The organism is Streptomyces sp. NPDC038135 (assembly GCF_055601245.1).
The window spans coordinates 26,968-49,330 of record NZ_JBVJXS010000005.1 but is presented as its reverse complement, the minus strand read 5'-3'; the positions used below and the strand labels follow the sequence as shown (position 1 = coordinate 49,330).

Annotated in this window: 21 protein-coding genes; 16 read left to right on the top strand and 5 right to left on the bottom strand. The window is 73.6% G+C overall.

Annotated features, from left to right (window positions below; translation table 11 throughout):
• Positions 1 to 17: 17 nt before the first annotated feature.
• A complete protein-coding gene (locus tag ACZ7JA_RS15110; protein ID WP_351665509.1) occupies positions 18 to 1,040 on the bottom strand; it encodes a Gfo/Idh/MocA family protein in 1,023 nt (340 codons plus the stop codon).
• Between the two features lie 129 nt (positions 1,041 to 1,169).
• Here ACZ7JA_RS15110 and ACZ7JA_RS15105 point away from each other — a divergent pair, with 129 nt between their 5' ends.
• The 8 genes from ACZ7JA_RS15105 to ACZ7JA_RS15070 all read left to right on the top strand — a co-directional run bounded on the left by ACZ7JA_RS15105 (position 1,170) and on the right by ACZ7JA_RS15070 (position 12,511).
• On the top strand, positions 1,170 to 1,907 hold the full coding sequence (locus ACZ7JA_RS15105; RefSeq protein WP_389302795.1) for a GntR family transcriptional regulator: 738 nt from the start codon (positions 1,170 to 1,172) through the stop codon (positions 1,905 to 1,907).
• A gap of 210 nt (positions 1,908 to 2,117) precedes the next feature.
• Entirely contained in the window at positions 2,118 to 3,122 is a 1,005-nt protein-coding gene (locus ACZ7JA_RS15100) for a sugar ABC transporter substrate-binding protein (protein WP_351665508.1), read from the top strand.
• Positions 3,119 to 4,159 (top strand): ABC transporter permease, encoded by a 1,041-nt coding sequence (locus tag ACZ7JA_RS15095; protein WP_351665507.1) that lies wholly within the window; start codon positions 3,119 to 3,121, stop codon positions 4,157 to 4,159. Before ACZ7JA_RS15100 ends, ACZ7JA_RS15095 begins: the two co-directional genes overlap by 4 nt.
• Entirely contained in the window at positions 4,126 to 4,929 is an 804-nt protein-coding gene (locus tag ACZ7JA_RS15090) for an ATP-binding cassette domain-containing protein (RefSeq protein WP_351665796.1), read from the top strand. The genes ACZ7JA_RS15095 and ACZ7JA_RS15090 overlap by 34 nt, the downstream gene beginning before the upstream one ends.
• A gap of 117 nt (positions 4,930 to 5,046) precedes the next feature.
• Positions 5,047 to 6,192 carry an ROK family glucokinase gene (locus tag ACZ7JA_RS15085; RefSeq protein WP_351665505.1) on the top strand — a complete coding sequence of 382 codons (1,146 nt, stop codon included), beginning with the start codon at positions 5,047 to 5,049 and terminating at the stop codon, positions 6,190 to 6,192.
• Positions 6,189 to 6,770 carry a sugar kinase gene (locus tag ACZ7JA_RS15080; protein ID WP_351665504.1) on the top strand — a complete coding sequence of 194 codons (582 nt, stop codon included), beginning with the start codon at positions 6,189 to 6,191 and terminating at the stop codon, positions 6,768 to 6,770. The genes ACZ7JA_RS15085 and ACZ7JA_RS15080 overlap by 4 nt, the downstream gene beginning before the upstream one ends.
• A gap of 132 nt (positions 6,771 to 6,902) precedes the next feature.
• Positions 6,903 to 9,764, top strand: coding sequence for a DEAD/DEAH box helicase (locus tag ACZ7JA_RS15075; protein ID WP_404029600.1), 2,862 nt, complete (start codon positions 6,903 to 6,905; stop codon positions 9,762 to 9,764).
• A 782-nt stretch (positions 9,765 to 10,546) separates the two neighbouring features.
• Positions 10,547 to 12,511, top strand: a complete 1,965-nt coding sequence (locus ACZ7JA_RS15070; protein ID WP_470808996.1) for an SWIM zinc finger family protein — start codon at positions 10,547 to 10,549, stop codon at positions 12,509 to 12,511.
• A 528-nt stretch (positions 12,512 to 13,039) separates the two neighbouring features.
• Here the strand turns inward: ACZ7JA_RS15070 and ACZ7JA_RS15065 are convergent.
• Together ACZ7JA_RS15065 and ACZ7JA_RS15060 are read right to left on the bottom strand one after the other, a co-directional pair.
• Positions 13,040 to 13,381 carry a DUF3140 domain-containing protein gene (locus ACZ7JA_RS15065; RefSeq protein ID WP_351665500.1) on the bottom strand — a complete coding sequence of 114 codons (342 nt, stop codon included), beginning with the start codon at positions 13,379 to 13,381 and terminating at the stop codon, positions 13,040 to 13,042.
• Positions 13,382 to 13,456: 75 nt separating this feature from the next.
• Positions 13,457 to 15,589 carry an MMPL family transporter gene (locus tag ACZ7JA_RS15060; RefSeq protein ID WP_351665498.1) on the bottom strand — a complete coding sequence of 711 codons (2,133 nt, stop codon included), beginning with the start codon at positions 15,587 to 15,589 and terminating at the stop codon, positions 13,457 to 13,459.
• Positions 15,590 to 15,668: 79 nt separating this feature from the next.
• Here ACZ7JA_RS15060 and ACZ7JA_RS15055 point away from each other — a divergent pair, with 79 nt between their 5' ends.
• The gene (locus ACZ7JA_RS15055; protein WP_470808604.1) at positions 15,669 to 16,175 is read left to right on the top strand and encodes a MarR family winged helix-turn-helix transcriptional regulator; all 507 of its coding nucleotides are present in this window, start codon (positions 15,669 to 15,671) and stop codon (positions 16,173 to 16,175) included.
• Positions 16,176 to 16,678: 503 nt separating this feature from the next.
• On the opposite strand, the gene ACZ7JA_RS15050 is transcribed toward ACZ7JA_RS15055, so the two are convergent.
• Entirely contained in the window at positions 16,679 to 17,854 is a 1,176-nt protein-coding gene (locus tag ACZ7JA_RS15050; protein WP_389302272.1) for an ABC transporter permease, read from the bottom strand.
• Positions 17,851 to 18,813 carry an ABC transporter ATP-binding protein gene (locus tag ACZ7JA_RS15045; protein ID WP_470808995.1) on the bottom strand — a complete coding sequence of 321 codons (963 nt, stop codon included), beginning with the start codon at positions 18,811 to 18,813 and terminating at the stop codon, positions 17,851 to 17,853. Before ACZ7JA_RS15045 ends, ACZ7JA_RS15050 begins: the two co-directional genes overlap by 4 nt.
• A gap of 148 nt (positions 18,814 to 18,961) precedes the next feature.
• On the opposite strand from ACZ7JA_RS15045, the gene ACZ7JA_RS15040 reads away from it, so the two are divergent.
• From ACZ7JA_RS15040 to ACZ7JA_RS15010, 7 genes are all read left to right on the top strand, one after another.
• Positions 18,962 to 19,468: a hypothetical protein gene (locus ACZ7JA_RS15040; RefSeq protein ID WP_351665492.1), complete on the top strand. Its 507-nt coding sequence runs from the start codon at positions 18,962 to 18,964 to the stop codon at positions 19,466 to 19,468.
• Positions 19,468 to 19,776, top strand: coding sequence for a transcriptional regulator (locus ACZ7JA_RS15035; RefSeq protein ID WP_351665490.1), 309 nt, complete (start codon positions 19,468 to 19,470; stop codon positions 19,774 to 19,776). The genes ACZ7JA_RS15040 and ACZ7JA_RS15035 overlap by 1 nt, the downstream gene beginning before the upstream one ends.
• 181 nt (positions 19,777 to 19,957) lie before the next feature.
• Positions 19,958 to 20,875: an ABC transporter ATP-binding protein gene (locus tag ACZ7JA_RS15030; protein WP_351665488.1), complete on the top strand. Its 918-nt coding sequence runs from the start codon at positions 19,958 to 19,960 to the stop codon at positions 20,873 to 20,875.
• Positions 20,872 to 21,636: an ABC transporter permease gene (locus ACZ7JA_RS15025; protein ID WP_470808601.1), complete on the top strand. Its 765-nt coding sequence runs from the start codon at positions 20,872 to 20,874 to the stop codon at positions 21,634 to 21,636. The genes ACZ7JA_RS15030 and ACZ7JA_RS15025 overlap by 4 nt, the downstream gene beginning before the upstream one ends.
• A 165-nt stretch (positions 21,637 to 21,801) precedes the next feature.
• On the top strand, positions 21,802 to 21,966 hold the full coding sequence (locus ACZ7JA_RS15020) for a plantaricin C family lantibiotic (protein WP_351665484.1): 165 nt from the start codon (positions 21,802 to 21,804) through the stop codon (positions 21,964 to 21,966).
• 29 nt (positions 21,967 to 21,995) lie between these two features.
• Positions 21,996 to 22,157, top strand: a complete 162-nt coding sequence (locus ACZ7JA_RS15015; protein WP_174266226.1) for a class II lanthipeptide, LchA2/BrtA2 family — start codon at positions 21,996 to 21,998, stop codon at positions 22,155 to 22,157.
• A 36-nt stretch (positions 22,158 to 22,193) separates the two neighbouring features.
• Positions 22,194 to 22,355: a class II lanthipeptide, LchA2/BrtA2 family gene (locus ACZ7JA_RS15010; protein WP_351665482.1), complete on the top strand. Its 162-nt coding sequence runs from the start codon at positions 22,194 to 22,196 to the stop codon at positions 22,353 to 22,355.
• The last annotated feature ends 8 nt before the right edge of the window (positions 22,356 to 22,363 follow it).

Below are 22,363 nucleotides of genomic sequence, written 5' to 3'. Positions count from 1 at the left end.
CGCCGTACGGCACGGGTTCAGCCGTACGACGGCTGGACCCGGTCCTGGATCTCCAGCAGCCGCACCGGGCGGCGCTCCCGCCGGGACACCTCGCAGGCCTCGGCGATCCGTAGCGCCTGCAGGGCCTCCTGCCCGTCGCACGGGTTGGGCCGCTCACCGCGCAGCACCTCGACGAAGGCGCACAGCTCGGCCTCGTAGGCGGGCCCGAAGCGCTCCAGGAACCCGGTCCAGGGCCTGGACGCGGGCGGCGGCCCGGTCGGCTCGGTGGACGCCACCGGCGTACGGTCGTCCAGGCCGACCACGACCGTGTCCCGCTCGCCGGCCAGCTCCATCCGGACGTCGTATCCCGCGCCGTTCAGCCGGGTCGCCGTCGCCGTGGCCAGCGTGCCGTCGTCCAGGGTGAGCAGGGCCCCGCCGGTGCTGACGTCCCCGGCCTGGCGGAACATCGGCGGCCCGGCGTCCGAACCGGCCGCGTACACGTCCGTGACCTCGCGGCCCGTCACCCAGCGCAGCACGTCGAAGTCGTGGATCAGGGTGTCGCGGAACAGGCCGCCGGACAGCGGCAGCCACTCCGGCGGGGGAGGGGACTGGTCGGAGGTCATGGCCCGCACGGTGTGCAGCCGCCCCAGCCGGCCCGAGCGCACCGCCTCCCGGGCGCCCGCGTAGCCCGCGTCGAAGCGCCGCTGGAACCCCATCTGCAGCACCGTGCCCGCCGCCTCGACCTCGGCGAGCGCGTGCAGCGTCCCCGGCAGGTCGAGCGCTATGGGTTTCTCGCAGAAGACCGGGAGGCCGGACCGGGCCGCCCGGCCGATCAGCTCGGCGTGCGCCGCGGTCGCGGTGGTGATCACCACCGCGTCCACGCCCCAGCGGAAGATCTCGTCCACCCCGGGCGCCGCCGTCTCGCCCAGCCGGTGCGCCAGCTCCTGTGCCCGCGCCGGGTCCGCGTCGGTCAGGATCAGCGACCCGACCTCGCGATGGCGGCTGAGCGTGTTCGCATGAATGGTGCCGATGCGGCCCGTACCGATGACCCCGATGCGCATGGAAACAAAGTGAGGGCCGACCCGGGGCCCTGTCAATCGTCATGTCCGGACAACCGGACTACACGACTTCCCGTCAACCGGGCACGCGACTACGCTCGAGCCGTGCCCAAACCAGTTGTGGACCCGACCGTGACACTCGATCTCCGGGTGGACCGCAGTTCCCCGGTGCCGTTGTACTTCCAGCTCTCCCAGCAGCTGGAGGCCGCGATCGAGCACGGCGGCCTCACGCCGGGCAGCCTGCTGGGCAACGAGATCGAGCTGGCCGCCCGGCTCGGCCTGTCCCGGCCCACGGTCCGCCAGGCCATCCAGTCGCTCGTCGACAAGGGCCTGCTGGTCCGTCGCCGGGGCGTGGGCACCCAGGTCGTGCACAGCCAGGTCAAGCGCCCTCTGGAGCTGAGCAGCCTCTACGACGACCTGGAGGCCGCCGGGCAGCGGCCCGAGACGAAGGTCCTGGTCAACACCGTCGAACCGGCCTCCGCCGAGATCGCCGCGGCGCTCGGGGTGCCCGAGGGCGGTGACGTCCACCGCGTCGAGCGGCTGCGCCTCGCGCACGGGGAGCCGATGGCGTACCTGACCAACCACCTGCCGCCGGGTCTGCTCGACCTGGAGACCGGCCGGCTGGAGGCCACCGGCCTGTACCGGCTGATGCGCTCCGCCGGGATCACCCTGCACAGCGCCCGCCAGTCCATCGGCGCCCGGGGCGCCACGGCCGCCGAGGCCGAGCGGCTGTCCGAGGCGGAGGGCGCCCCGCTGCTCACCATGCGGCGCACCACCTACGACGACACCGGCCGCGCGGTGGAGTACGGCGACCACACCTACCGTCCGAGCCGCTACTCCTTCGAGTTCCAGCTCCTGGTGCGCCCCTGAGCCGCCGCCCGTTCGTCCCCGACCGCCGGGCCCGTACCCCCGTGACCGCCCGGCCCGCCGCACGTCGCAATGTCCTGACAAGGTGACGGGCAGGGGCTCCCCGGCGGTGTCACGGGTGTTCCCCGTGTTCGATACTGGAGTGTTGGGGGCCGCCGAGATGATCGCCGGCCCCTTGCGTACGGACGGACACGGCAAGAAGGGCACGGCCTCGTGGCACGGTTTCGGACCTGGGTAGGCATAGCGCTGGCAGGGGCACTCTCCGTGTCCCTCGCCGGGTGCAGCAGCACCGGCGGCAAACGGGCGGAGGACGCCCGCAAGGCCGCCGCGGCCCAGGGGCGGGCGGCGGTGAACACCCCCCGCTGGACCTTCGCTATGGTCACCCACTCGGGAGACGGCGACACCTTCTGGGACATCGTGCAGAGCGGCGCCAAGCAGGCCGCGCTCAAGGACAACATCAACTTCCTGTACTCGCACGACGACGAGGCCCAGCAGCAGGCCCAGCTCGTGGACGCGGCGGTCGACAAGAAGGTCGACGCCATCATCGTCACCCTCGCCAAGCCCGACGCACTCAAGGCCGCCGTCGCCCGCGCCGAGAAGGCCGGCATCCCGGTGATCACCGTGAACTCCGGCTCCGAGGAGTCCAAGGCCTTCGGCGCCCTCACCCACATCGGCCAGGACGAGACCGTCGCCGGCGAGGCCGTCGGCGAGGAGCTGAACAAGCGCGGCAGGAAGAAGGCCCTGTGCGTCCTGCACGAGCAGGGCAACGTGGGCCACGAGCAGCGCTGCGACGGCGTGGCCAAGACCTTCCACGGCACCGTGCGCAAGCTGTACGTCAACGGCACCAACATGCCCGACGTGCAGTCCGCGATCGAGGCCAAGCTCCAGGCGGACAGCTCCGTCGACGCGGTCGTCACCCTCGGCGCCCCCTACGCCGACACCGCCGTGCAGGCGAAGAAGGGCGCGGGCAGCGAGGCGGAGATCGACACCTTCGACCTCAACGCCAAGGTCGCCGCCGAGCTGAAGGACGGCACCCTCGGCTTCGCCGTGGACCAGCAGCCCTACCTCCAGGGCTACCAGGCCGTGGACCTGCTCTGGCTGTACAAGTACAACGGCGACGTCCTCGGCGGCGGCCGGCCCGTGCTGACCGGCCCGCAGATCGTCACCAAGGACCAGGCCGCCTCGCTGGCCGAGTACACCGAGCGGGGCACCCGGTGAACGCCACCCTGGAACAGGCGCCGGACGAGAGACTCCTGGCCGGCTCGCCGCTGCGGAAACTGCTCGCCCGCCCGGAGCTGGGCTCGGTGGTCGGCGCGCTCGCCGTCTTCGTCTTCTTCGCCTTCGCCGCCGACGGCTTCCTGCGCACCGCCAGCCTCAGCACCGTCCTGTACGCCTCCTCGACCATCGGCATCATGGCCGTCCCGGTGGCGCTGCTGATGATCGGCGGCGAGTTCGACCTGTCCGCCGGCGTCCTGGTGACGTCCTCGGCGCTGGTCTCGTCGATGTTCAGCTACCAGATGACGGCGAACACCTGGGTCGGCGTGGGCGTGTCGCTGCTGGTCACCCTGGCCATCGGCGCGTTCAACGGCTTCATGCTCACCCGCACCGGGCTGCCCAGCTTCATCATCACGCTCGGCACCTTCCTGATGCTGACCGGTATGAACCTCGGCTTCACCAAGCTGATCGACGACACGGTCTCCACCAAGAGCATCGCGGACATGGAGGGCTTCGCGAGCGCCCGCGCCGTCTTCGCCTCGACCCTCACCGTCGGCGGCGTCGACTTCAAGGTCACCATCCTGTGGTGGCTGGGCCTGGTCGCCCTCGGCTCCTGGATCCTGCTGCGCACCCGCGCCGGCAACTGGATCTTCGCGGCCGGCGGCAACCAGGACGCGGCCCGCGCGGTCGGCGTGCCGGTCGCCAGGACGAAGATCGGCCTGTACATGGGCGTGGCGCTCGGCGCCTGGATCTCCGGGCAGCACCTGCTCTTCTCCTTCGACGCCGTCCAGTCCGGCGAGGGCGTCGGCAACGAGCTGATCTACATCATCGCGGCCGTCATCGGCGGCTGCCTCATCACCGGCGGCTACGGCAGCGCCGTCGGCTCCGCGGTCGGCGCGCTCCTGTTCGGCATGACCAGTAAGGGCATCGTCTTCGCCGAGTGGAACCCGGACTGGTTCAAGTTCTTCCTCGGAGCGATGCTGCTCCTCGCGACCCTGCTCAACGCCTGGGTCCGCAAGCGCGCGGAGGCCAACAAGTGACGTCCCTCGTCGAGCTGACCGACGTCAGCAAGCACTACGGCACCGTCCGCGCCCTCGAAGGCGTCTCCCTGGAGGTCAACGCCGGGGAGATCACCTGCGTCCTCGGCGACAACGGGGCCGGCAAGTCCACCCTGATCAAGATCGTCGCGGGCCTGCACCGGCACGACGGCGGCACCCTGCGCATCGAGGGCGAGGAGACCGCCCTCTCCTCCCCGCGCGAGGCCCTGGACCGCGGCATCGCCACGGTCTACCAGGACCTCGCCGTCGTTCCCCTGATGCCGGTCTGGCGCAACTTCTTCCTCGGCTCGGAGCCCCGCAAGGGCGTGGGCCCCTTCAAGCGCCTGGACATCGACCTCATGCGCCGCACCACGCGCGAGGCCCTGCTCCGCATGGGGATCGACCTGCGCGACGTCGACCAGCCCATCGGCACCCTCTCCGGCGGCGAGCGCCAGTGCGTGGCGATCGCCCGCGCCGTCCACTTCGGCGCCAAGGTCCTGATCCTGGACGAGCCGACGGCGGCGCTGGGCGTGAAGCAGTCGGGCGTGGTGCTGAAGTACGTGGCCGCGGCACGCGACGAGGGCCTCGGCGTCGTACTGATCACCCACAACCCGCACCACGCGTACCTGGTGGGCGACCGGTTCGTCCTGCTGCGGCGGGGCACGATGGTGGGCAATCACACAAGGGACGGGATCACCCTGGACGAGCTGACCCAGCAGATGGCGGGAGGGTCCGACCTCGACGCCCTGCGCCACGAACTGCAGCGTCGCTGAGGGGCGCTGGGAACCGCGCGATCCGCCGGGACGGGCCCGTGCCCGGCGCCGATCGCGCGCCCTCCTCCGCTCCCCCTTGCCGCACCAGGCGCGAGCGTGCGGCAGAATCGAGCAACGATGAGCACCTACCGCGACCTCACCGCCCCCATCGGCTCCCGTCGAGCCCCCGTGCTCCGCACGGTCGGGACAAGGGAACGCCGCTCGCACCTGACCGCGCCGCGCGTGCCCACGGTCGGCATCGACATCGGCGGCACCAAGGTCATGGCGGGCGTGGTGGACGCGGACGGCAACATCCTGGAGAAGCTCCGCACGGAGACCCCGGACAAGTCGAAGAGCCCCAAGGTCGTCGAGGACACCATCGCCGAGCTGGTCCTGGACCTGTCCGACCGGCACGACGTGCACGCGGTCGGCATCGGCGCCGCCGGCTGGGTCGACGCCGACCGCAACCGCGTCCTGTTCGCCCCCCACCTGTCCTGGCGCAACGAGCCCCTGCGGGACCGCCTCGCCAGCCGCCTGTCCGTTCCGGTGCTGGTGGACAACGACGCGAACACCGCCGCCTGGGCGGAGTGGCGCTTCGGCGCCGGACGCGGCGAGGACCACCTGGTCATGATCACCCTCGGCACCGGCATCGGCGGCGCCATCCTGGAGGACGGCCAGGTCAAGCGCGGCAAGTACGGCGTCGCCGGCGAGTTCGGCCACATGCAGGTGGTGCCCGGCGGCCACCGGTGCCCGTGCGGCAACCGCGGCTGCTGGGAGCAGTACAGCTCCGGCAACGCGCTCGTCCGCGAGGCCAAGGAGCTGGCCGCGGCCGACTCCCCGGTGGCCTATGGGATCATCGAGCACGTCAAGGGCGCCGTCGACGACATCTCCGGCCCGATGATCACCGAGCTGGCCCGCGAGGGCGACGCCATGTGCATCGAGCTGCTGCAGGACATCGGCCAGTGGCTCGGCGTCGGCATCGCCAACCTCGCGGCGGCCCTCGATCCGTCCTGCTTCGTGATCGGCGGCGGTGTCAGCGCCGCCGACGACCTGCTCATCGGCCCCGCCCGGGACGCCTTCAAACGCCACCTCACGGGCCGCGGCTACCGCCCCGAGGCCCGCATCACCCGCGCCCAGCTCGGCCCCGAGGCCGGCATGGTGGGCGCCGCCGACCTCGCCCGGCTGGTCGCCCGGCGGTTCCGGCGGGCCAAGCGGCGCCGGGTGGAACGCCACGAGCGCTACGAGCGGTACGCACAGGCCCGCCGCGACCAGGACACCGCATGACCACATCGCTGCCGCACCAGGCCGCGCCGCCGGACGAGCCGCGCCGCGCCGTGGAGGACCCCCGCCACAAGGCGAAGCGCAGGGTGCTGACCCTGCTGATCATCGTGCTGCTCATCGGCGTCCCGGCGGGCTACCTGGTGATCTCCGCCAACCAGAGCCGCAGCAGCGGCAAGGACAAGGAGGCGAAGTACTCGGCGACCGGCCTCGCCCCGGGCTTCCCCTCCAAGGTGCAGCGCCGCCTCTACCAGGTGGCCGTGCCGCACCCCGCCGACTACATCGCGTACTACGAGACCAACAACTGGAAGACCAGCCGGCTCTACATAGAGTTCCGCACCAACAGCGCCGGCCTGGACGCCTTCCTGGGCGCCATGGGCGTACGCCGGGACGAGCTGAAGAAGGACCTCAAGCCGATCAGCGCCCGGGACCGGAAGGTCTCCGGCTGGAACTTCTCCGGACCCGGCCAGTGGTACGGACTGGCCCATCCGCAGAAGAACCCGGCGCCCACCCAGGACGTGCTCGTGAACATGGCCGACCCGAACTACCCGATGGTGTACGTCGTCTCCCGCACGGTCCCGTAGCGCCGTTCCGGGCGGCCCCCCCCGGCCCGCGGCGCCCGGGCCGCCCGGCCGCCGGACCCGGTTGTCGGACCCCGCCCGTAGAGTCGAGGACGTCCGGTCGGTCCAGGACCAGGGCGGGAGGTGGCAGAACGTATGAGCGGTGGCACGACCGCGGTCGCGGAATCCGGGGGAGCGCCCGGCCGTACCGGGAACCCGGTACCGGTGCGCCTCGCGTCCGTCTACCTGCCCGCGCCCCTCCCGCGCGAGAGCCGGATCGCCTTCTGGGACCCCGAGGGCGGCCCGCTGCCCACCGACGCCGGGTCCGGAGCGCCCGCCGTCGAGGAGCTGACCGTCGTACGGCGCCACGGAGCGGGCGCCCGCCGCCGGCAGGTGCCCGCGCTCACCCTGCCGATCGCCGACGCCCTGCCCCTGCTGGTCCGCGCCCGGCGCGACCCGGCCGCCCACCCGGCCACCGTCTGCTGGGGCGCCGCCGCGCTGCACGCCCTGCGCCTCGTCGCCCGCGGCCGCCTGCTGCCCGGCCTCACCCCGGGCGGCCACGACGCCTGGCGGGCCGGTCCGCTGGAACCCGACGACATCGCCCACCTGCGCGAGGTGGCCGCCGCCCTGCCGCCCGAGGGGCACGCCGTCCCGCTGCCGGAGCCGGGCCCGCTGCGGCTGCCCGAGCCGGAGGCGCTGGTCCGGTCCTTCCTGGACGCGGTCGCCGACACCCTGCCCCGCACCCCCGCCGCCGCCCACACCGCGGGCCGGCCCTTCGCCGCCCGGGAGCCCCAGTCCCTCCCGCACGCCCACGACTGGGCCGCGGAGGTCGCCGCCGGCATGGACGCGGGGGTACGGATCTCACTGCGCCTCGACCTGTCCGCGTCCGACGTCTTCGACGCCGATGCCGTCGGAGGAGCCCGCGCCGCCGGCGCCGCGATCGTCCAGGTGCACAGCCTCGCCGACCCCACCCTGATGACCGACGCGGCCGCCCTGTGGGCCGGCGAGGCGGACGCGGCGTTCGGCCCGCGCGCCCGGGTGGACGCCGCCCTCGCCGTACGCCGCGCCGCCCGGGTGTGGCCGCCGCTGCACCGGCTCACCGAACAGGACGTGCCCGACGTCCTCGCCCTGTCGGAGGAGGAACTCGGCGACCTGCTCGGCGTGGCCGCCGCCCGGCTCGGCGCGGCCGGGGTGGCCGTGCACTGGCCCCGCGACCTCGCCCGCGACCTCAGCGCCGCCGCCGTGGTGCGCCCGGCGCCCGGCTCGGCGACCGACGGCACCGGGTTCTTCGAGAGCGAGGAGCTGCTGCGGTTCAGCTGGCAGCTCGCGCTCGGCGGGGAACCGCTCAGCGAGGCCGAGATGGACGCGCTCGCCGAGGCCCACCGGCCGGTCGTCCGGCTCCGCGACCGCTGGGTGCTGGTCGATCCCGCCCTGGTCCGCAAGGCCCGCAAACGCGAACTGGGCCTGCTCGATCCCGTCGACGCCCTGTCCGTCGCGCTCACCGGCACCGCCGAGGTGGACGGCGCACGCGTCGAGGCCGTCCCCACCGGCGCGCTGGCCGCCCTGCGCGACCGCCTCACCGCCGGACTGCGCCCGGCCGAACCGCCCGCCGGGCTCGACGCCACACTGCGCGACTACCAGCTGCGCGGTCTGGCCTGGCTCGATCTGATGACCTCCCTCGGCCTCGGCGGCTGCCTCGCCGACGACATGGGCCTCGGCAAGACGATCACGCTGATCGCCCTGCACCTGAAGCGGGCCCGCACCGAGCCGACCCTGGTGGTCTGCCCCGCGTCCCTGCTGGGCAACTGGCAGCGCGAGATCACCCGGTTCGCGCCCGGCGTGCCCGTCCGCCGCTTCCACGGCCCCGACCGCACCCTCGACGGCCTGGCCGGCGGCTTCGTCCTCACCACGTACGGCACGATGCGCTCCGCCGCCGGGCAGCTCGCCGAGCAGCCCTGGGGGATGGTCGTCGCCGACGAGGCGCAGCACGTGAAGAACCCGTACTCCGCGACCGCGAAGGCGCTGCGCACCATCCCGGCGCCCGCGCGCGTGGCCCTCACCGGCACCCCGGTGGAGAACAACCTCTCCGAACTGTGGGCTCTGCTCGACTGGACCACCCCCGGCCTGCTCGGCCCGCTGAAGTCCTTCCGCGCCCGGCACGCCCGCGCGGTGGAGAACGGCGAGGACCAGGAGGCGGTGGAGCGGCTGTCCCGGCTGGTCCGCCCCTTCCTGCTGCGCCGCAAGAAATCCGACCCCGGCATCGTCCCCGAACTGCCGCCCAAGACCGAGACCGACCACCCGGTGCCGCTCACCCGTGAGCAGGCCGCGCTGTACGAGGCGGTGGTGCGCGAGTCCATGCTCGCCATCGAGACCGCGGAGGGCATCGGCCGGCGGGGCCTGGTCCTGAAACTGCTCGGCGCCCTGAAGCAGATCTGCGACCACCCCGCGCTGTACCTCAAGGAGGACGCCCGCGCCGACCGCCTGGCCGCCCGCTCCGGCAAACTCGCGCTGCTGGACGAGCTGCTGGACACCGTGCTCGCCGAGGACGGCTCCGCCCTCGTCTTCACCCAGTACGTCGGCATGGCGCGGCTCATCACCGCCCACCTGTCCGCCCGCGCGGTCCCGGTGGACCTGCTGCACGGCGGCACGCCGGTGCCGGAGCGCGAGCGCATGGTCGACCGCTTCCAGAGCGGCGGGACCCCGGTGCTGGTGCTCTCGCTGAAGGCGGCCGGCACGGGCCTGAACCTCACCCGCGCGGGCCATGTCGTGCACTTCGACCGCTGGTGGAACCCGGCCGTCGAGGAGCAGGCCACCGACCGCGCCTACCGCATCGGCCAGACCCAGCCCGTCCAGGTCCACCGCCTGGTCACCGAGGGCACCGTCGAGGACCGCATCGCCGAGATGCTCGCCGCCAAACGAGCCCTGGCCGACGCCATTCTCGGCTCCGGCGAGGCCGCCCTGACCGAACTGACGGACCGCGAACTCTCCGACCTCGTCTCCCTGCGGAGGACGTCATGACGCCCGGGGAGCCACGCCCCGGCGACGCCGCCCGCGAGGCCCTGCGCGCGGCCCGCCGGCGCACGGGGACCGCCGGCAACGGGACGGCCCCCGAGCCGGAGAACCCACCGGCCACCACCGCACCGGAGCCCGGCACCGAGTCCGGCGCGGAACCCGCCGGCACCGCCGAGCCCCGCCCCGCCGACATCGCGAGAGCGGCCCTGCGAGCCGCGACATCCGCCCCGGCCCCCGCGGACACCCAGCGGCCCGCCGCCGAAGCCCGGCCGGGACCGGCGACCGGGGCTTCGTCCTCCTCGGGCCGGTCGTCCGACGCCCCGCTCCCGGCGTCGGAGGCCGCCTCGTTCGTCGATTCGGCCCTGGCCGATGCCCGGTGGTCCGCCCTGTCGCCGGCCGCCGAGGGTCGGCCGTCCGCTGGTCGGGCGGGGTCGGCGGCTGGGGTTTCGTCCTCCTCGGGCCGGTCGTCCGACGACCCGCGCTCGGGGTCGGAGGCGGGGTCGTCCGCCGAGTCGGGCCGTGCCGATGCCCGGTGGTCTGCCGTGCCGCCGGCCGCCGAGGGTCGGCCGTCCGCTGGTCGGTCGGGGTCGGCGGCTGGGGTTTCGTCCTCCTCGGGCCGGTCGTCCGACGACCCGCGCTCGGGGTCGGAGGCGGGGTCGTCCGCCGACTCGGCCCGTGCCGACGCCCGGTGGTCTGCCGTGCCGCCGGCCGCTGAAGGCCGGCCGTCCGGAGGCGCGGCGTCCTCCGGTGCGCTCCGGACGCCTGCCGTAGCGGAGCCCGAGGACGGGATTCGGGCCGCCGAAGTCCCGCCGCCCGCCGGCCCGGCAGGGCCGGTGACGGAGGCTTCGTCCTTGCCGGGGTCGTCGTCCGAGGCTGCCCGGCCTGCCGATGCGGCTCCGTCCTCTGACCCGGCCCCGTCCGCAGATCCGATCCCGCCGACCGAGGATGCCTCGTCAACCGACGCGCCTCTGCCCACCGATGCCGACACGTCCTCGGAGCCGCCCTCGTCTTCCGACGCAGCCTCGTCCTCCGACGCGGCCCCGTCCGCCGACGCGCCCTCCTCTCACGCGGCCCCGTCCTCCGCAGGGCGTCCGGGTGATGTCGCGCGGGAGGCGTTGCGTGCCGCTCGGCGGGAGGCGGCGCGGGCGGCGGAAGGCGGCGCGCGGCGCGGGCGGAGCGCGTCCGCGCGCCGTGCCGCCGGCCCGTCCCCGTCGCCCGGCGGCTCCGGGCAGCCCGGGGCCGCACGGGTGCAAGCCGTGCGGGACATGCGGCAGTTCCTGAACAGCGCCTTCCGCATGCCCTCATGGACCGACGGTCCGGACGACCCGGACGGCTCGGACGTCTCGGAGACGCCTGAGGGTCCGAATACGCCCGATACGCCCCGGGCCCCGGAAATCTCAGGGGCCAAGCACAAGCCCGGCGGCGTCGGCGCCCCAAGCCGCACGGGCGACCGTCCGGCCGCGTCCCCGCAGGTGCCCGGCAGCATGGCGACGCCGCACCGGGACTCCGAACTCCGGCGCACCTTCCCGGCGTTCGCGGCCCGGGCGGTTTCGGCGGAGGGCTCGGCGTTCGCCGGGACCTGGTGGGGGAACGCCTGGGTGGAGGCGCTGGAGCGGGGTGCGCTGGACGTCAAGAGGCTGGTCCGGGGCCGGGGTTACGCGGACGCGGGCAACGTGGACGCGATCACGGTGACCCCGGGCTCGGTGCTGGCGTACGTGCGCGGGAGCCGCCCGCGGCCGTACCGGGTGCAGGTGCGCCTGCGGACCCTGGACGACGGCGACTGGGAGCGGTTCCTGGACACGGCCGCGGACCGGCCGGGCCACATCGCGGCGCTGCTCGACAAGGAGCTGCCCGAGTCGCTCGCCGACTGCGGTGTGCCCCTGCTGCCCGGCCCCGGCGATCTCGCCCCGCGCTGCAGCTGCCCCGACTCCGGCCACCCGTGCAAGCACGCGGCCGCCCTCTGCTACCAGACGGCACGCCTGCTCGACGCCGACCCCTTCGTGCTGCTCCTGCTGCGCGGCCGAGGCGAACGCGAGCTGCTGGACGCGCTGTCCCGCCGCAGCGCCGCCCGGGCGGCCCGCGCCGCTCAGGAGGGGGCGCCGCGGTCCCTGCCCGGCGTCCGCGCGACCGAGGCCCTCGCCCCGCGCCGGCTGCCCGCGCCGCCCCGCCCGCTGCCCGTGCCGCCGCACCCCGAGCAGCCGCCGGTGTACCCGGCCGCGCCCGGCGGCCCGGACCCCCTCGCGCTGGACCAGCTCGCCACCGACGCCGCCGCCCGCGCGCACGCGCTGCTCACCACCGGACGCGACCCGGTCGCCGAACTCACGCTCTGGCAGGACGCCGTACGGCTCGCCGCGGCCCGGCCGGGCTCCGGCCTGACCGCCGCCACCCGCGCCCTGTACGCCACGCTGGCCGCGGCCGTCGGCCGCACCCCGGCCGACCTGGCCCGCGCGGTCGCCGCCTGGCGGCAGGGCGGCGAGGAGGGGCTGGCCGTCCTGGAGGACCCCTGGGACCCGCCGGCCGGCCGCTTCGACCGGGCCCGCCCGCTGCTGCTCGCCGCCGACCTCCCGGCGTTCCGGCCCTGGCGCAACCACCTCACCCACCCGCGCGGCCACGTCCAGCTCCGGCTGGGCCGCGACGGCCTGTGGTACGCCTACGAGTCGGAGCCGGGCCAGGACGACTGGTGGCCCCGCGGCACTCCCGACCCGGACCCGGTGGGAGCCCTGACCGGCCTGGGCGCCCCGGACGACCTGTAGGCCGCGCCCCCCGGTGTCCGGGGCACGGCTCACAGGGTGGGTAAGGCCGCGATCAGGCCGTCGTGCACGGCCACCCCACACGCGACGGGGGGGGGCGCCGATGCGCACCGCCGCCCCGTGCGACAGGTCCAGCCGCTGCTGCGCGCGCGGGTCGGCGGCGGCGAGACCGTCGCCGGACAGCGCCACCCGCATCCCCCACGCGTCCTCGCGTGCCGACTCCTCCGCGGCCAGCAGCCGTACGAGGAAGCGCGCCCCGGTGTCTCCGGTGAGCGACGCCACCTGCGCGTCGACGTCCAGCCGGCCGCCGCCGGGGCGGCGCAGCGTCACCCGGGCGCAGGCGTCCCGGCCGGCGGCGGCACCGGCCAGGCGGTCCCACACCGCGGGATCCGTCACGAGCGAGGGCAGGTCGAGCCCGCTCGGGGCCGTGTCCGCGCCGCCCAGCAGCTCCAGCGCCCGCGGTGTGCACGCCTGTACCGTGCCGGCGCCGTCCAGCACCAGCTCCCAGATGGTCCCCCGGCCGCCGGCCGGTCACTTCTTCGGATCGTGGCCCCAGTTCATGAGCGAGTAGCGCCATCTGGTGTCGGTGACGTCGCCGTCGGGGCGCTGCTCGACGTGGCGCCTGACGTAGCCGACCACCTTGCGCATGTGGGCGATGTCGTCCTCGCCGAGATCCGCCTTCTTGGTGCGCAGCAGGGTGACGATGCGCCGCCCGGACTCGTGTCCGACGCTCTCGCCGCCGTCACTCTGCCCCACGCTCTTCGACTCGTCGGTCTCCAGCCACTTCTCGAGTTCGCCGGCCGTCATGTTGACGGCGTCGCCGAACGCGTGCCGGACGTCGTCGTCCTCGCTGCCGCTCTTCTGCGCGGACATCAACGATGGTCACCCCTCACGTCACCCGGTTGTCTCACTCGCCCAGGTTCGTCCAGGTCACCGGTGCGCGCATCCTCAGACCCCGGCGCCCTCCACCCCGCCGGCCTCGCGCGCGCCGGGCACGGGCGCGACGCCGTCGGGCGGCAGGACACTGGGCCACCAGGCCCGCGGGCCGATGTCGAGCACCAGGGCCGGGACCAGCAGCGAGCGGACCACCAGGGTGTCCAGCAGCACGCCGAAGGCCACGATGAAGGCGATCTGCACCAGGAAGGCCAGCGGGATCACCGTCAGCGCGGCGAACGTCGCGGCCAGCACCACGCCGGCCGAGGTGATCACCCCTCCGGTCGTGGTCAGACCGCGCAGCACACCCTGCCGGTTGCCGTGCACGAGCGCCTCCTCCCGCACCCGGGACATCAGGAAGATGTTGTAGTCGACGCCCAGCGCCACCAGGAAGACGAACCCGTACAGCGGCACCGACGCGTCCGCCCCGCCGAACCCGAACACGTGCTTGAACACGAGCGAGGAAACGCCGAGCGTGGCCAGGAAGTTGAGCGCCACCGTCGCCACCAGCAGCACCGGCACGAGCAGGGAGCGCAGCAGCAGCACGAGGATCAGCAGGATGATCCCGAGGACGACCGGCACGATGACGGTGCGGTCCCGGGCGGAGGTCTGCTGGGTGTCGTACTGCTGGGCCGTGTAGCCGCCGACCAGCGCGTCGGCCCCGGGCACCGCGTGCACCCGCGTGCGCAGCCGCTCGATCGTCCGCTTGGCGGCGTCGCTGTCCGCCGCGGCCTCCAGGGTGGCGTCGATGCGGACCCGCCCGTCCACGACCTTCGGCGCTCCGCCGCCGGGCCGCCCGGACGCCGAGACGGCGGCGGCCGACGCCACGCCCTCGGTGCCCTTCGCCGCGGCGGTCACCTGAGCGGCCCGGCCGGCGTCGGCGATGATGACGGCCGGGTTGCCGGAGCCGCCGGGGAAGTGCTCGCCGAGGGTCTTCTGGGCGGCGACCGAGGGGGCGTCGTTCACGAAGATCTCGTCGAGCGGCACACCCTTCGCGGACAGCGAGGGGGCGAAGGCCGCGAGCGCGGCCAGACCGATCGCCGTCACCGCCCAGACCGCGCGCGGACGGGCGCCCACCTTGCCGGCGACACGGTGCCACACGCCGTGCCCCTCCATGGAGGCGTCCGACTCCCGCGGCCGGGACGGCCAGTAGGCGGTGCGCCCCAGCAGCGCCAGCACGGCCGGCAGGAAGGTGAGCGCGGAGAGCACGGCGCAGACGATGCCGATGGCGCCGACCGGCCCGAGCGCGCGGTTGTTGGTGAGGTCGCTGGCCAGCAGCGCCAGCAGCGCGAGGGCCACGGTGGCGGCGCTTGCGGTGATCGCGCCGAACGACCTGCGCACCGCCGCCAGCGCGGCCGCGGCACGGTCCTGGCCCGTCGCCAGTTCCTCGCGGAACCGCGCGGCCAGCAGCAGCGCGTAGTCGGTGGCGGCGCCGATCACGAGGATGGACAGGATGCCCTGCACCTGACCGTCCACCCGGACCACGTCGTGGTCGGCCAGCACGTAGACGACCGCGCAGGCCAGGCCGAGGGCGAACACCGCCCCGAGGATGATCACGAAGGGCAACAGGACGCTCCGGTAGACCAGGAGCAGGATCACCAGCACGGCGCCCAGCGCCACGCCCAGCAGCAGCCCGTCGATGCCGGCGAACGCGTCCCCCAGGTCGGCCTGGCTCGCCGCCGGGCCCGCGATCTCCGCGGTCGTGCCCGGCACGCTCCTCGCGGCCTCGCGCACGGTGTCCAGCACGTCGGGCAGCCGGTCGCCGAGGTCCGGCCGCAGCTGGACGACGGCCTGCAGCGCCTTGCCGTCCTCGGACGGCAGCGCGGGCGAGGGCGCGCCGACGATTCCGGTCCGCCCGGCGAGTGCGCCGACGGCCCGGGTGGCGGTGGCGCGCCGGTCGTCCGCGATGGGCTTGCCGTCCGCCGTCCAGACGACGATCGCGGGCAGGGTCTCCGCCTCGTCGAACGCCTCGCGGGCCTTGAGCACCTTGGTCGACTCCGCGCTCTGCGGGAGAAAGGCGGACTGGTCGTTGGTCGCGACCTCGCCCAGCTTCCCGGCGTAGGGCCCGAGCGTTCCGCCCACGCCGAGCCAGACGAACAGCAGCACGAGCGGCACGAGCCAACGGGTCCGGCCGGGTGTCGCTCTCATGCGTCTCCTCGAATTTCTGTGCGACCGAATAACTCAGCCGTGAAGTATCTCAATGATTGAGTAACCATATACTGGGGCGATGCACGGGACCGAACACGCCTCGCCGTCTCTTCCGGCGGACGACCCCACGGGGTTGCAGTACTTCGCGGTCCTTCTACGACGGCTCAACGGCGAGTTCAACCGCATCGCCCACGAGTTCGCCCAGACGCAGGGTCTCCACCTCACCGACGTCCAGGCACTCGTCGCGATCCTGGACGCCGATCCGGAGGAGGGGCCCATGACGCCCGGGCGGCTGCGCGGGCTGCTCGATCTGACCTCCGGCGCCATGACCGCCTGTCTGGACCGCCTGGAGCGGGCGGGGCACATCCGGCGCATCCGCGCGGCCGACGACCGCCGCGTCGTCCACCTGCACTACGCGGAGGCGGCCAGAGGCGTCGCCCGGGACTTCTTCCAGCCCCTGGCCCGCGGCACCGAGGCCGCGCGGCAGCGCTTCAGCGGCGAGGAGCTGGCCGTGGTCTCCCGGTTCCTCGTGGAGATCAACCGGGAACTCGCCCTCCTGCGCAGCGGGCCCGCCCCCCGCGCCTGAGGTTCCGGGAAGTCCGCACCCGGCCGACGGAGCCTCACGAAGTACGGGGCATGCCGGCGCCGGCCGCGGCCGACTGGAGCTTCGGCCGGACCGTCGGGGGTGTCGTCGAGCGCGGGGTCCAATGGCTGCTCGCGCTGATCTCTCATCCAACGTGGCGACGAGGGCGGGGCGGGTCGGGCGCGCTGCGCGGCGGTGTGGGGCGCGGCGGCGTGGGGCGCGGCGGTGTGGGACGCGCCGGCGTGACACGCGGCCCCGTGGCGCCGCCTGCGCCGTGTGGCTCGCCTGCGGCGTATGGGTCCGTCCGCGTCGCAGGGTCCGCCTGCGGCGTATGGGTCCGTCCGCGTCGCAGGGTCCGCCCGCGCCGTATGGGTCCGCCCGTGTCGCATGGGTCCGCCCGTGTCGCATGGGTCCGCCGCCCCGGTCCGCCCGTGGAGCCGGGCAGGGGCCGGGCCGCCGGTTGGCCGCGGGGCCCGTGTCCCCTGCCGATCGAGGGAAAGCGCGGCTCAGGCCGCCAGCGCCTGGCGCCACCGCACCGGCGCACCCACCCGCAGCACCGAGTTGCGGTAGATCCTCCCGGCGAGAAGCATGCAGCAGGCCGTGACCACCAGCAGGACGGCGGCGGAGGCGAGCTGCTCCTGCACGGTCGCCGTGCCCACCGATGCCTTGAGCGGCATGAGCAGGCCGGAGAAGGGCGGTATGTACTGCACGACCGAGACCCAGGGCGCGGAGAGGTGGGCGGCGGCCGCCGTCGCCGCGCCGACCGGCGCCAGGGCGAGCAGCATCACCGGCGTCAGCACGCCCTGCAGGTCCTCGGGCCTGGACACCAGTGACCCGGCCGCCGCGTACAGCGAGGCGAACATGGCGAAGGTCAGGAGGAACCAGAGCACCGTCACCGCCAGGGCCCGCAACCCCGGCATCGCGGTGGTCTCCCCGGACATCACCGACTGCGCCCCGGCCACCGCGCCCAGCATCGTGGCCACCTGCAGCATGCCGGCCGTGACGATCCCGGAGACCTTGCCCACGAGCAGTTCCAGCGGAGTGAGCGTGGCGAGCAGCACCTCCACCACCCGGGTGGACTTCTCCTCGACCACGCCCTGCGCGATCACCGACCCCTGATTGACGATCTGCATGAACAACACGATGATCAGGCTCGCCGCGGCGCCCAGTTGGAGCGAGCCCACGGACTTCCCGACCGTCACGGTGGTGGGCTCGGCGGCCGCGGTGTCCCGTGCCAGCCGCCCCAGGTCCACGTCCTGCCGCAGCAGGGCCTGTTGGCCCGCCCAGGCCCTGGCCAGCGCGTCGGCGCCCGCCCGCGCCTGATCGCTGGAGTCGGCGCGGGTCAGGAGGGACGCGTGGCCTCCGGCGACGACCACCGCCGCGTCCGCGTCCTTGCTCTCGACCAGCCTGCGCGCCCCCGGCATGCCGTCGCACGACGTCACCCGCACTCCGGGCGGCGCGGTGCCGAGCGACGCGGCCGGAGTGCCGCAGACGGTCACGGTGGCGGAGGTGCTGCGCCCCATGAAGTCGAAGCCGATCACCAGACCGAACGTGACCAGGGAGAGCAGGACCAGGCTGACCAGATAGCCCCTGGTGCACATCCGCGCCCGCAGTTCCCGGACGTAGACCAGGCGGACCCGGGTCGGGTTCAACGAGTGCTGCTCGGAGCCGGAGCGCTTCACGCGGACACCTCGTCCAGGTCGGAGGTACGGGTCTTCGCCGGGGTCGGCGCACCGGTGGCCGCGGAGCCCGCGGGCGGCGCATCCCGGACCGGTTCGACCAGGTCGCGGAAGAGTTCGGCGAGGCCGGGCACATGGCGCCGCATCTGCCTCACGGTGCCGTGCCGCACGGCCTCCACCAGCAGGTCGTTCTCGGTGCGGCCCCCGGCGAGATCGACCAGGACCCCCTGCTGGTGCGCCCGGAAGCCGGCGACCGCGGCGCAGCCCGCGGGCCAGTCCTCGCCGGCGCCCTCGACCTCCACGTACACCTGGCCGCTCGCCTCTGCGGGCCGCAGCTCGTCGAGGGTCCCGCAGGCCACGCGGCGTCCGGCGCGCACGATCGAGACCCGGTCGCAGAGCTGCTCGACCAGGTCCAGCTGGTGGCTGGAGAAGAGCACGGGCACACCCTGTGCCGCCTTCTCGCGGAGGACGTCGCTCATGTCGTCGACGGCGAGCGGGTCGAGTCCTGAGAACGGCTCGTCGAGGACGAGCACTTCGGGATCGTGGACCAGGGCGGCGGCCAGCTGGACGCGCTGCTGGTTGCCCAGGCTGAGGGTGTTCACCCGCTTGTCGCGGTGCTCGGTGATCCGCAGCCGCTCCGTCCAGCGGACCATCGCCTCAAGGGCGTCGGCGTGGGACAGCCCGTGGAGCTCGCCGAAGTAGATCAGCTGCCGGGCTACGGTCATCTTGGGGTACAGCCCGCGCTCCTCGGGCATGTAGCCGAACCGTGCCGACCCCAGTCTCCCGACCGGCGCCCCGCCCCAGAGCACCTGTCCGCGGTCCGGAGCGAGCACCCCGACGCCGATGCGCATGGCAGTGGTCTTGCCTGCTCCGTTGCCGCCGACGAAGCCGGATATCTCCCCGGGCCGCACGGTCAACGTGAGCGAATCCAGCGCCTGTCGGGTTCCGAAGCGCTTCGACACTTCCTCGAGTAGCAAAGGTTTCACGGGCCTCCCCTTCCGTCTTCCTGTGCTGTGGACGTGTGCGCGGAGTCTACTTTCCTGTCAGGAAACTACCTGCTACTTTCTCGATAGGAAAGTAGAGGTGCTCCTCAGGAGGGTGTGAGGGCGGATGACGTCCGACGACAAGCACGACAGGGACCCCTTCGGCCGGCAGGCCGTGACGCCGGCCGACGCGCAGGCCGCGCTCGACGACATCCGCAGACGGCAGGAACAGTCCGGTGCGGCCGAACTGCGGTTCGGCCTGTCACGTTCCTCCGTGCTGACGGCGGCGCTGCTGCTGTTCGTCTCCTTCGCGTCCTTCGACCTGCCCAACCCCTGGGGTGGCGCGGTGCTGCTCCCGGGGCTGCTGCTGGTGGCGCTGATCGTGGTCCGCCACACCCACGGTGCGCCGGTCCGCAACAGGCCGGGCGCCACGGGTGCGCTGGTGGGAGTGGTCTGCGGGATCGCCGGGTTCGGGGTGTTCCTGGGGCTGGCGGCGGCGCTCTCCTCGGGCGGCGTGCCGGCGCCCCACCTCGTCGCCGCCGCGGTGGTGGTCGGGGCGTGCCTGCTGGCGGCGCCCCGTGCCCGCCGGGCCGCCGAGGCAAGGCTGCGGCGCCGGGCGGAGCGGCGGTACTGATGGACGCCGACTTCGACGCTTTCCTGCACCCGGCCCCACGGCTGACGATCGTCGCCCTGCTGGCGCCCGCGGGATGGACCGAGTTCGGATTCATCCGGGACGCGATCGGCACCAGTGACTCCGCCCTGTCCAAGCAGTTGTCGGCGCTCGCGGCCGAGGGGTACGTCGAGGTGCGCAAGCAGGTCGGCGTGGGCGCCCGGCGCACGCTCGCACGGCTCACGCCGAAGGGGCGGGAGGCGTTCGTGCGGCATGCCGCGGCGCTGGAGCGGATCGCGGCGACGGCGCGTGCCGCGCGACCGGCCGACTGACCGCTGGGAACGGCGGGTTGCTTCCGGCGGTCAGCGGCGGCTCCGGTCGCCCGGGGATCACCTCGCGGTCTGACGTGGCGCCGGGACGGGCGCGGAGCGACTGAGGGCGACTCCGGCCCCGGCCCCGCCTTTCGGCACCCATGCTCATACACGGAACGTTAGTCATGGGAGACACAGTGTGATGATCGAAGTGCGAGAGCTGACGAAATGTTATGGAAAGACCCGAGCGGTCGATGAACTGAGCTTCCGCGTGGAGCCGGGCCGCGTGACCGGCTTCCTGGGGCCCAACGGCGCCGGAAAGTCCACGACGATCCGCGCGATGATCGGCCTCGACCGTCCCACCTCCGGCGAAGTCCTCATCGGCGGCAGGCGTTACGAGGACCTGCCCCGTCCGCTGACCACCGTCGGCGCGCTGCTCGACGCCCGCGCGGTGCACGGCGGCCGGAGCGTGCGGGGGCACCTGGCGGGTCTGGCCCGGAGCAACCGCCTGCCGCTGCGACGGGTCGACGAACTCCTGGAGACGGTCGGACTCGCGAGTGTCGCGGACAAGCGGGCGAAGGGGCTGTCGCTGGGCATGGCCCAGCGGCTGGGCATCGCCGCCGCGCTCCTCGGCGACCCGCAGGCGCTGCTGCTCGACGAGCCGGTCAACGGCCTGGACCCCGAGGGCGTGAAGTGGATCCGCGACCTGATGAAGCGCATGGCGGACGAGGGCCGTGTGGTCCTGGTCTCCAGCCATCTGATGAGCGAGATGGCGCTGACCGCCGGGCACCTGGTCGTGATCGGACGCGGCCGGCTCCTCGCCGACACCTCCGTGGAGGAGTTCATCGCCGCCAACTCCCGGTCGTACGTCCTCATTCGCACGCCGGAGCCGGAGCGTGTGCGCGACCTCCTGACCGCTCGCGGCGTCCACGTGGACACCGGGCCCGACGGATCGCTGGAGGCGGTGGGCACCGACCCGAGGACGGTGGGCACCCTGGCCGCCGAGAACCGGATCGCCGTCCACGAGGTCAGCCCGAGAACCGCCTCTCTGGAGGAGGCGTTCATGCAGTTCACCGCGGATGCCGTCGAGTACCGCGCGGAGCAGGAGGCAGTGCGATGAGCAACGACCTGGGCGCGGCCGTCGGTTTCGAGTGGTCCAAGGCGCGCACCGTGCGTTCCGTGCCGTGGAGCCTCGCGGTCTGTGTCGGCCTCAGCCTCGCCTTCGCCGTGCTCACCGGAGCCGTCGTGCAGCACCAGTACGCGCACAAGCCGGCCCCGTCGTCCTTCGACCCCGTCTCCGCCGGATTCAGCGGGCTGCGGCTGGGGCTGATCGGGCTCGTGGTCTTCGGGGTGCTGGTCGTCACCAGCGAGTACTCGTCCGGGACCATCCGCAGTTCACTGGCCGCGGTGCCCCGGCGCGGAGTGTTCTACGCCGCCAAGCTGCTCACCGGCGGTCTGACGGCGCTGGCGGTCTCCGCGGTCGCCGCCGTCACCAGTTTCCTCCTCGCCCAGGCGACCATGGGCGACGAGTGCGTGTCCCTCACGGACGACGGCGTGCTGCCCGCCCTGTTCGGGGCGGTGCTCTACGCGACGATGCTCAGCGTGTTCTCCATGGCCGTCGCCGTCCTTCTGCGCTCCTCCGCGATCACCATGGGCATCCTCGTGCCGCTCTTCTTCACGGTCTCGACGATCCTCACCAACATCCCCGGCGTCGGCAAGGCCGCGCAGTTCCTGCCCGACCAGGCCGGCGGGCTGGTGCTCTACCGGCACGCGCCCGACGAGTACGTGCTGAACGCGTGGTCCGGACTCGCCGTCCTCGCGGCCTGGACCGCGGCCGCGGCGATCGCCGGTTACCTGGCCCTGCGGCGCCGCGACGCCTGACGGCACCGGTGCGGTCCGTGCGCCCGGCACATGCGGACCTTATGCGCGGCCGATGCGTGCTCTCCCTCGTCGGCGATGCGGGGGTCGAATGTCCGCCTCCCATGATCGGAGCAGACGCCGAACGGCAGTTCGGCGCCCGCATCCACCACACAAGGGAGAACTGCCATGTACCAGGGTGACCTGTCCCTCCTCGAGGAGATCGAAGAGCAGGACTTCGACGGCGTCGCTTACGGAGCGTGCACCACGAACACCTTCTCGCTCTCGGACGCGCTGGGCAACCACGGCGGCTGGTGCACCCTCACCAAGGAATGCCAGGCCAACTGCAACTGACCGTGGTCGGCGACGAGAGAGGCAATTCCATGCAGAACGAGAAGGACATTCTCGGGGCGTACGACGAGGCCGAGCTCATCGAGCTGAGCGAGGCCGATGTCACCGGTGGCACGACGCCGGTCTCCATAGCGGTGACGGTGGCGGCCAGCGTCGCCTTCTGCCCGACCATCAAGTGCACCAGCGCCTGCTGACAACGGATCTCTTCAAGTAACGGGGAAGGAACGATCATGCAGAACGAGAAGGACATTCTCGGGGCGTACGACGAGGCCGAGCTCATCGAGCTGAGCGAGGCCGACGTCACCGGTGGCACGACGCCGGTCTCCATCGCCGTGACGGTGGCGGCCAGCGTCGCCTTCTGCCCGACCACCAAGTGCACCAGCGCCTGCTGAGTGCTCTG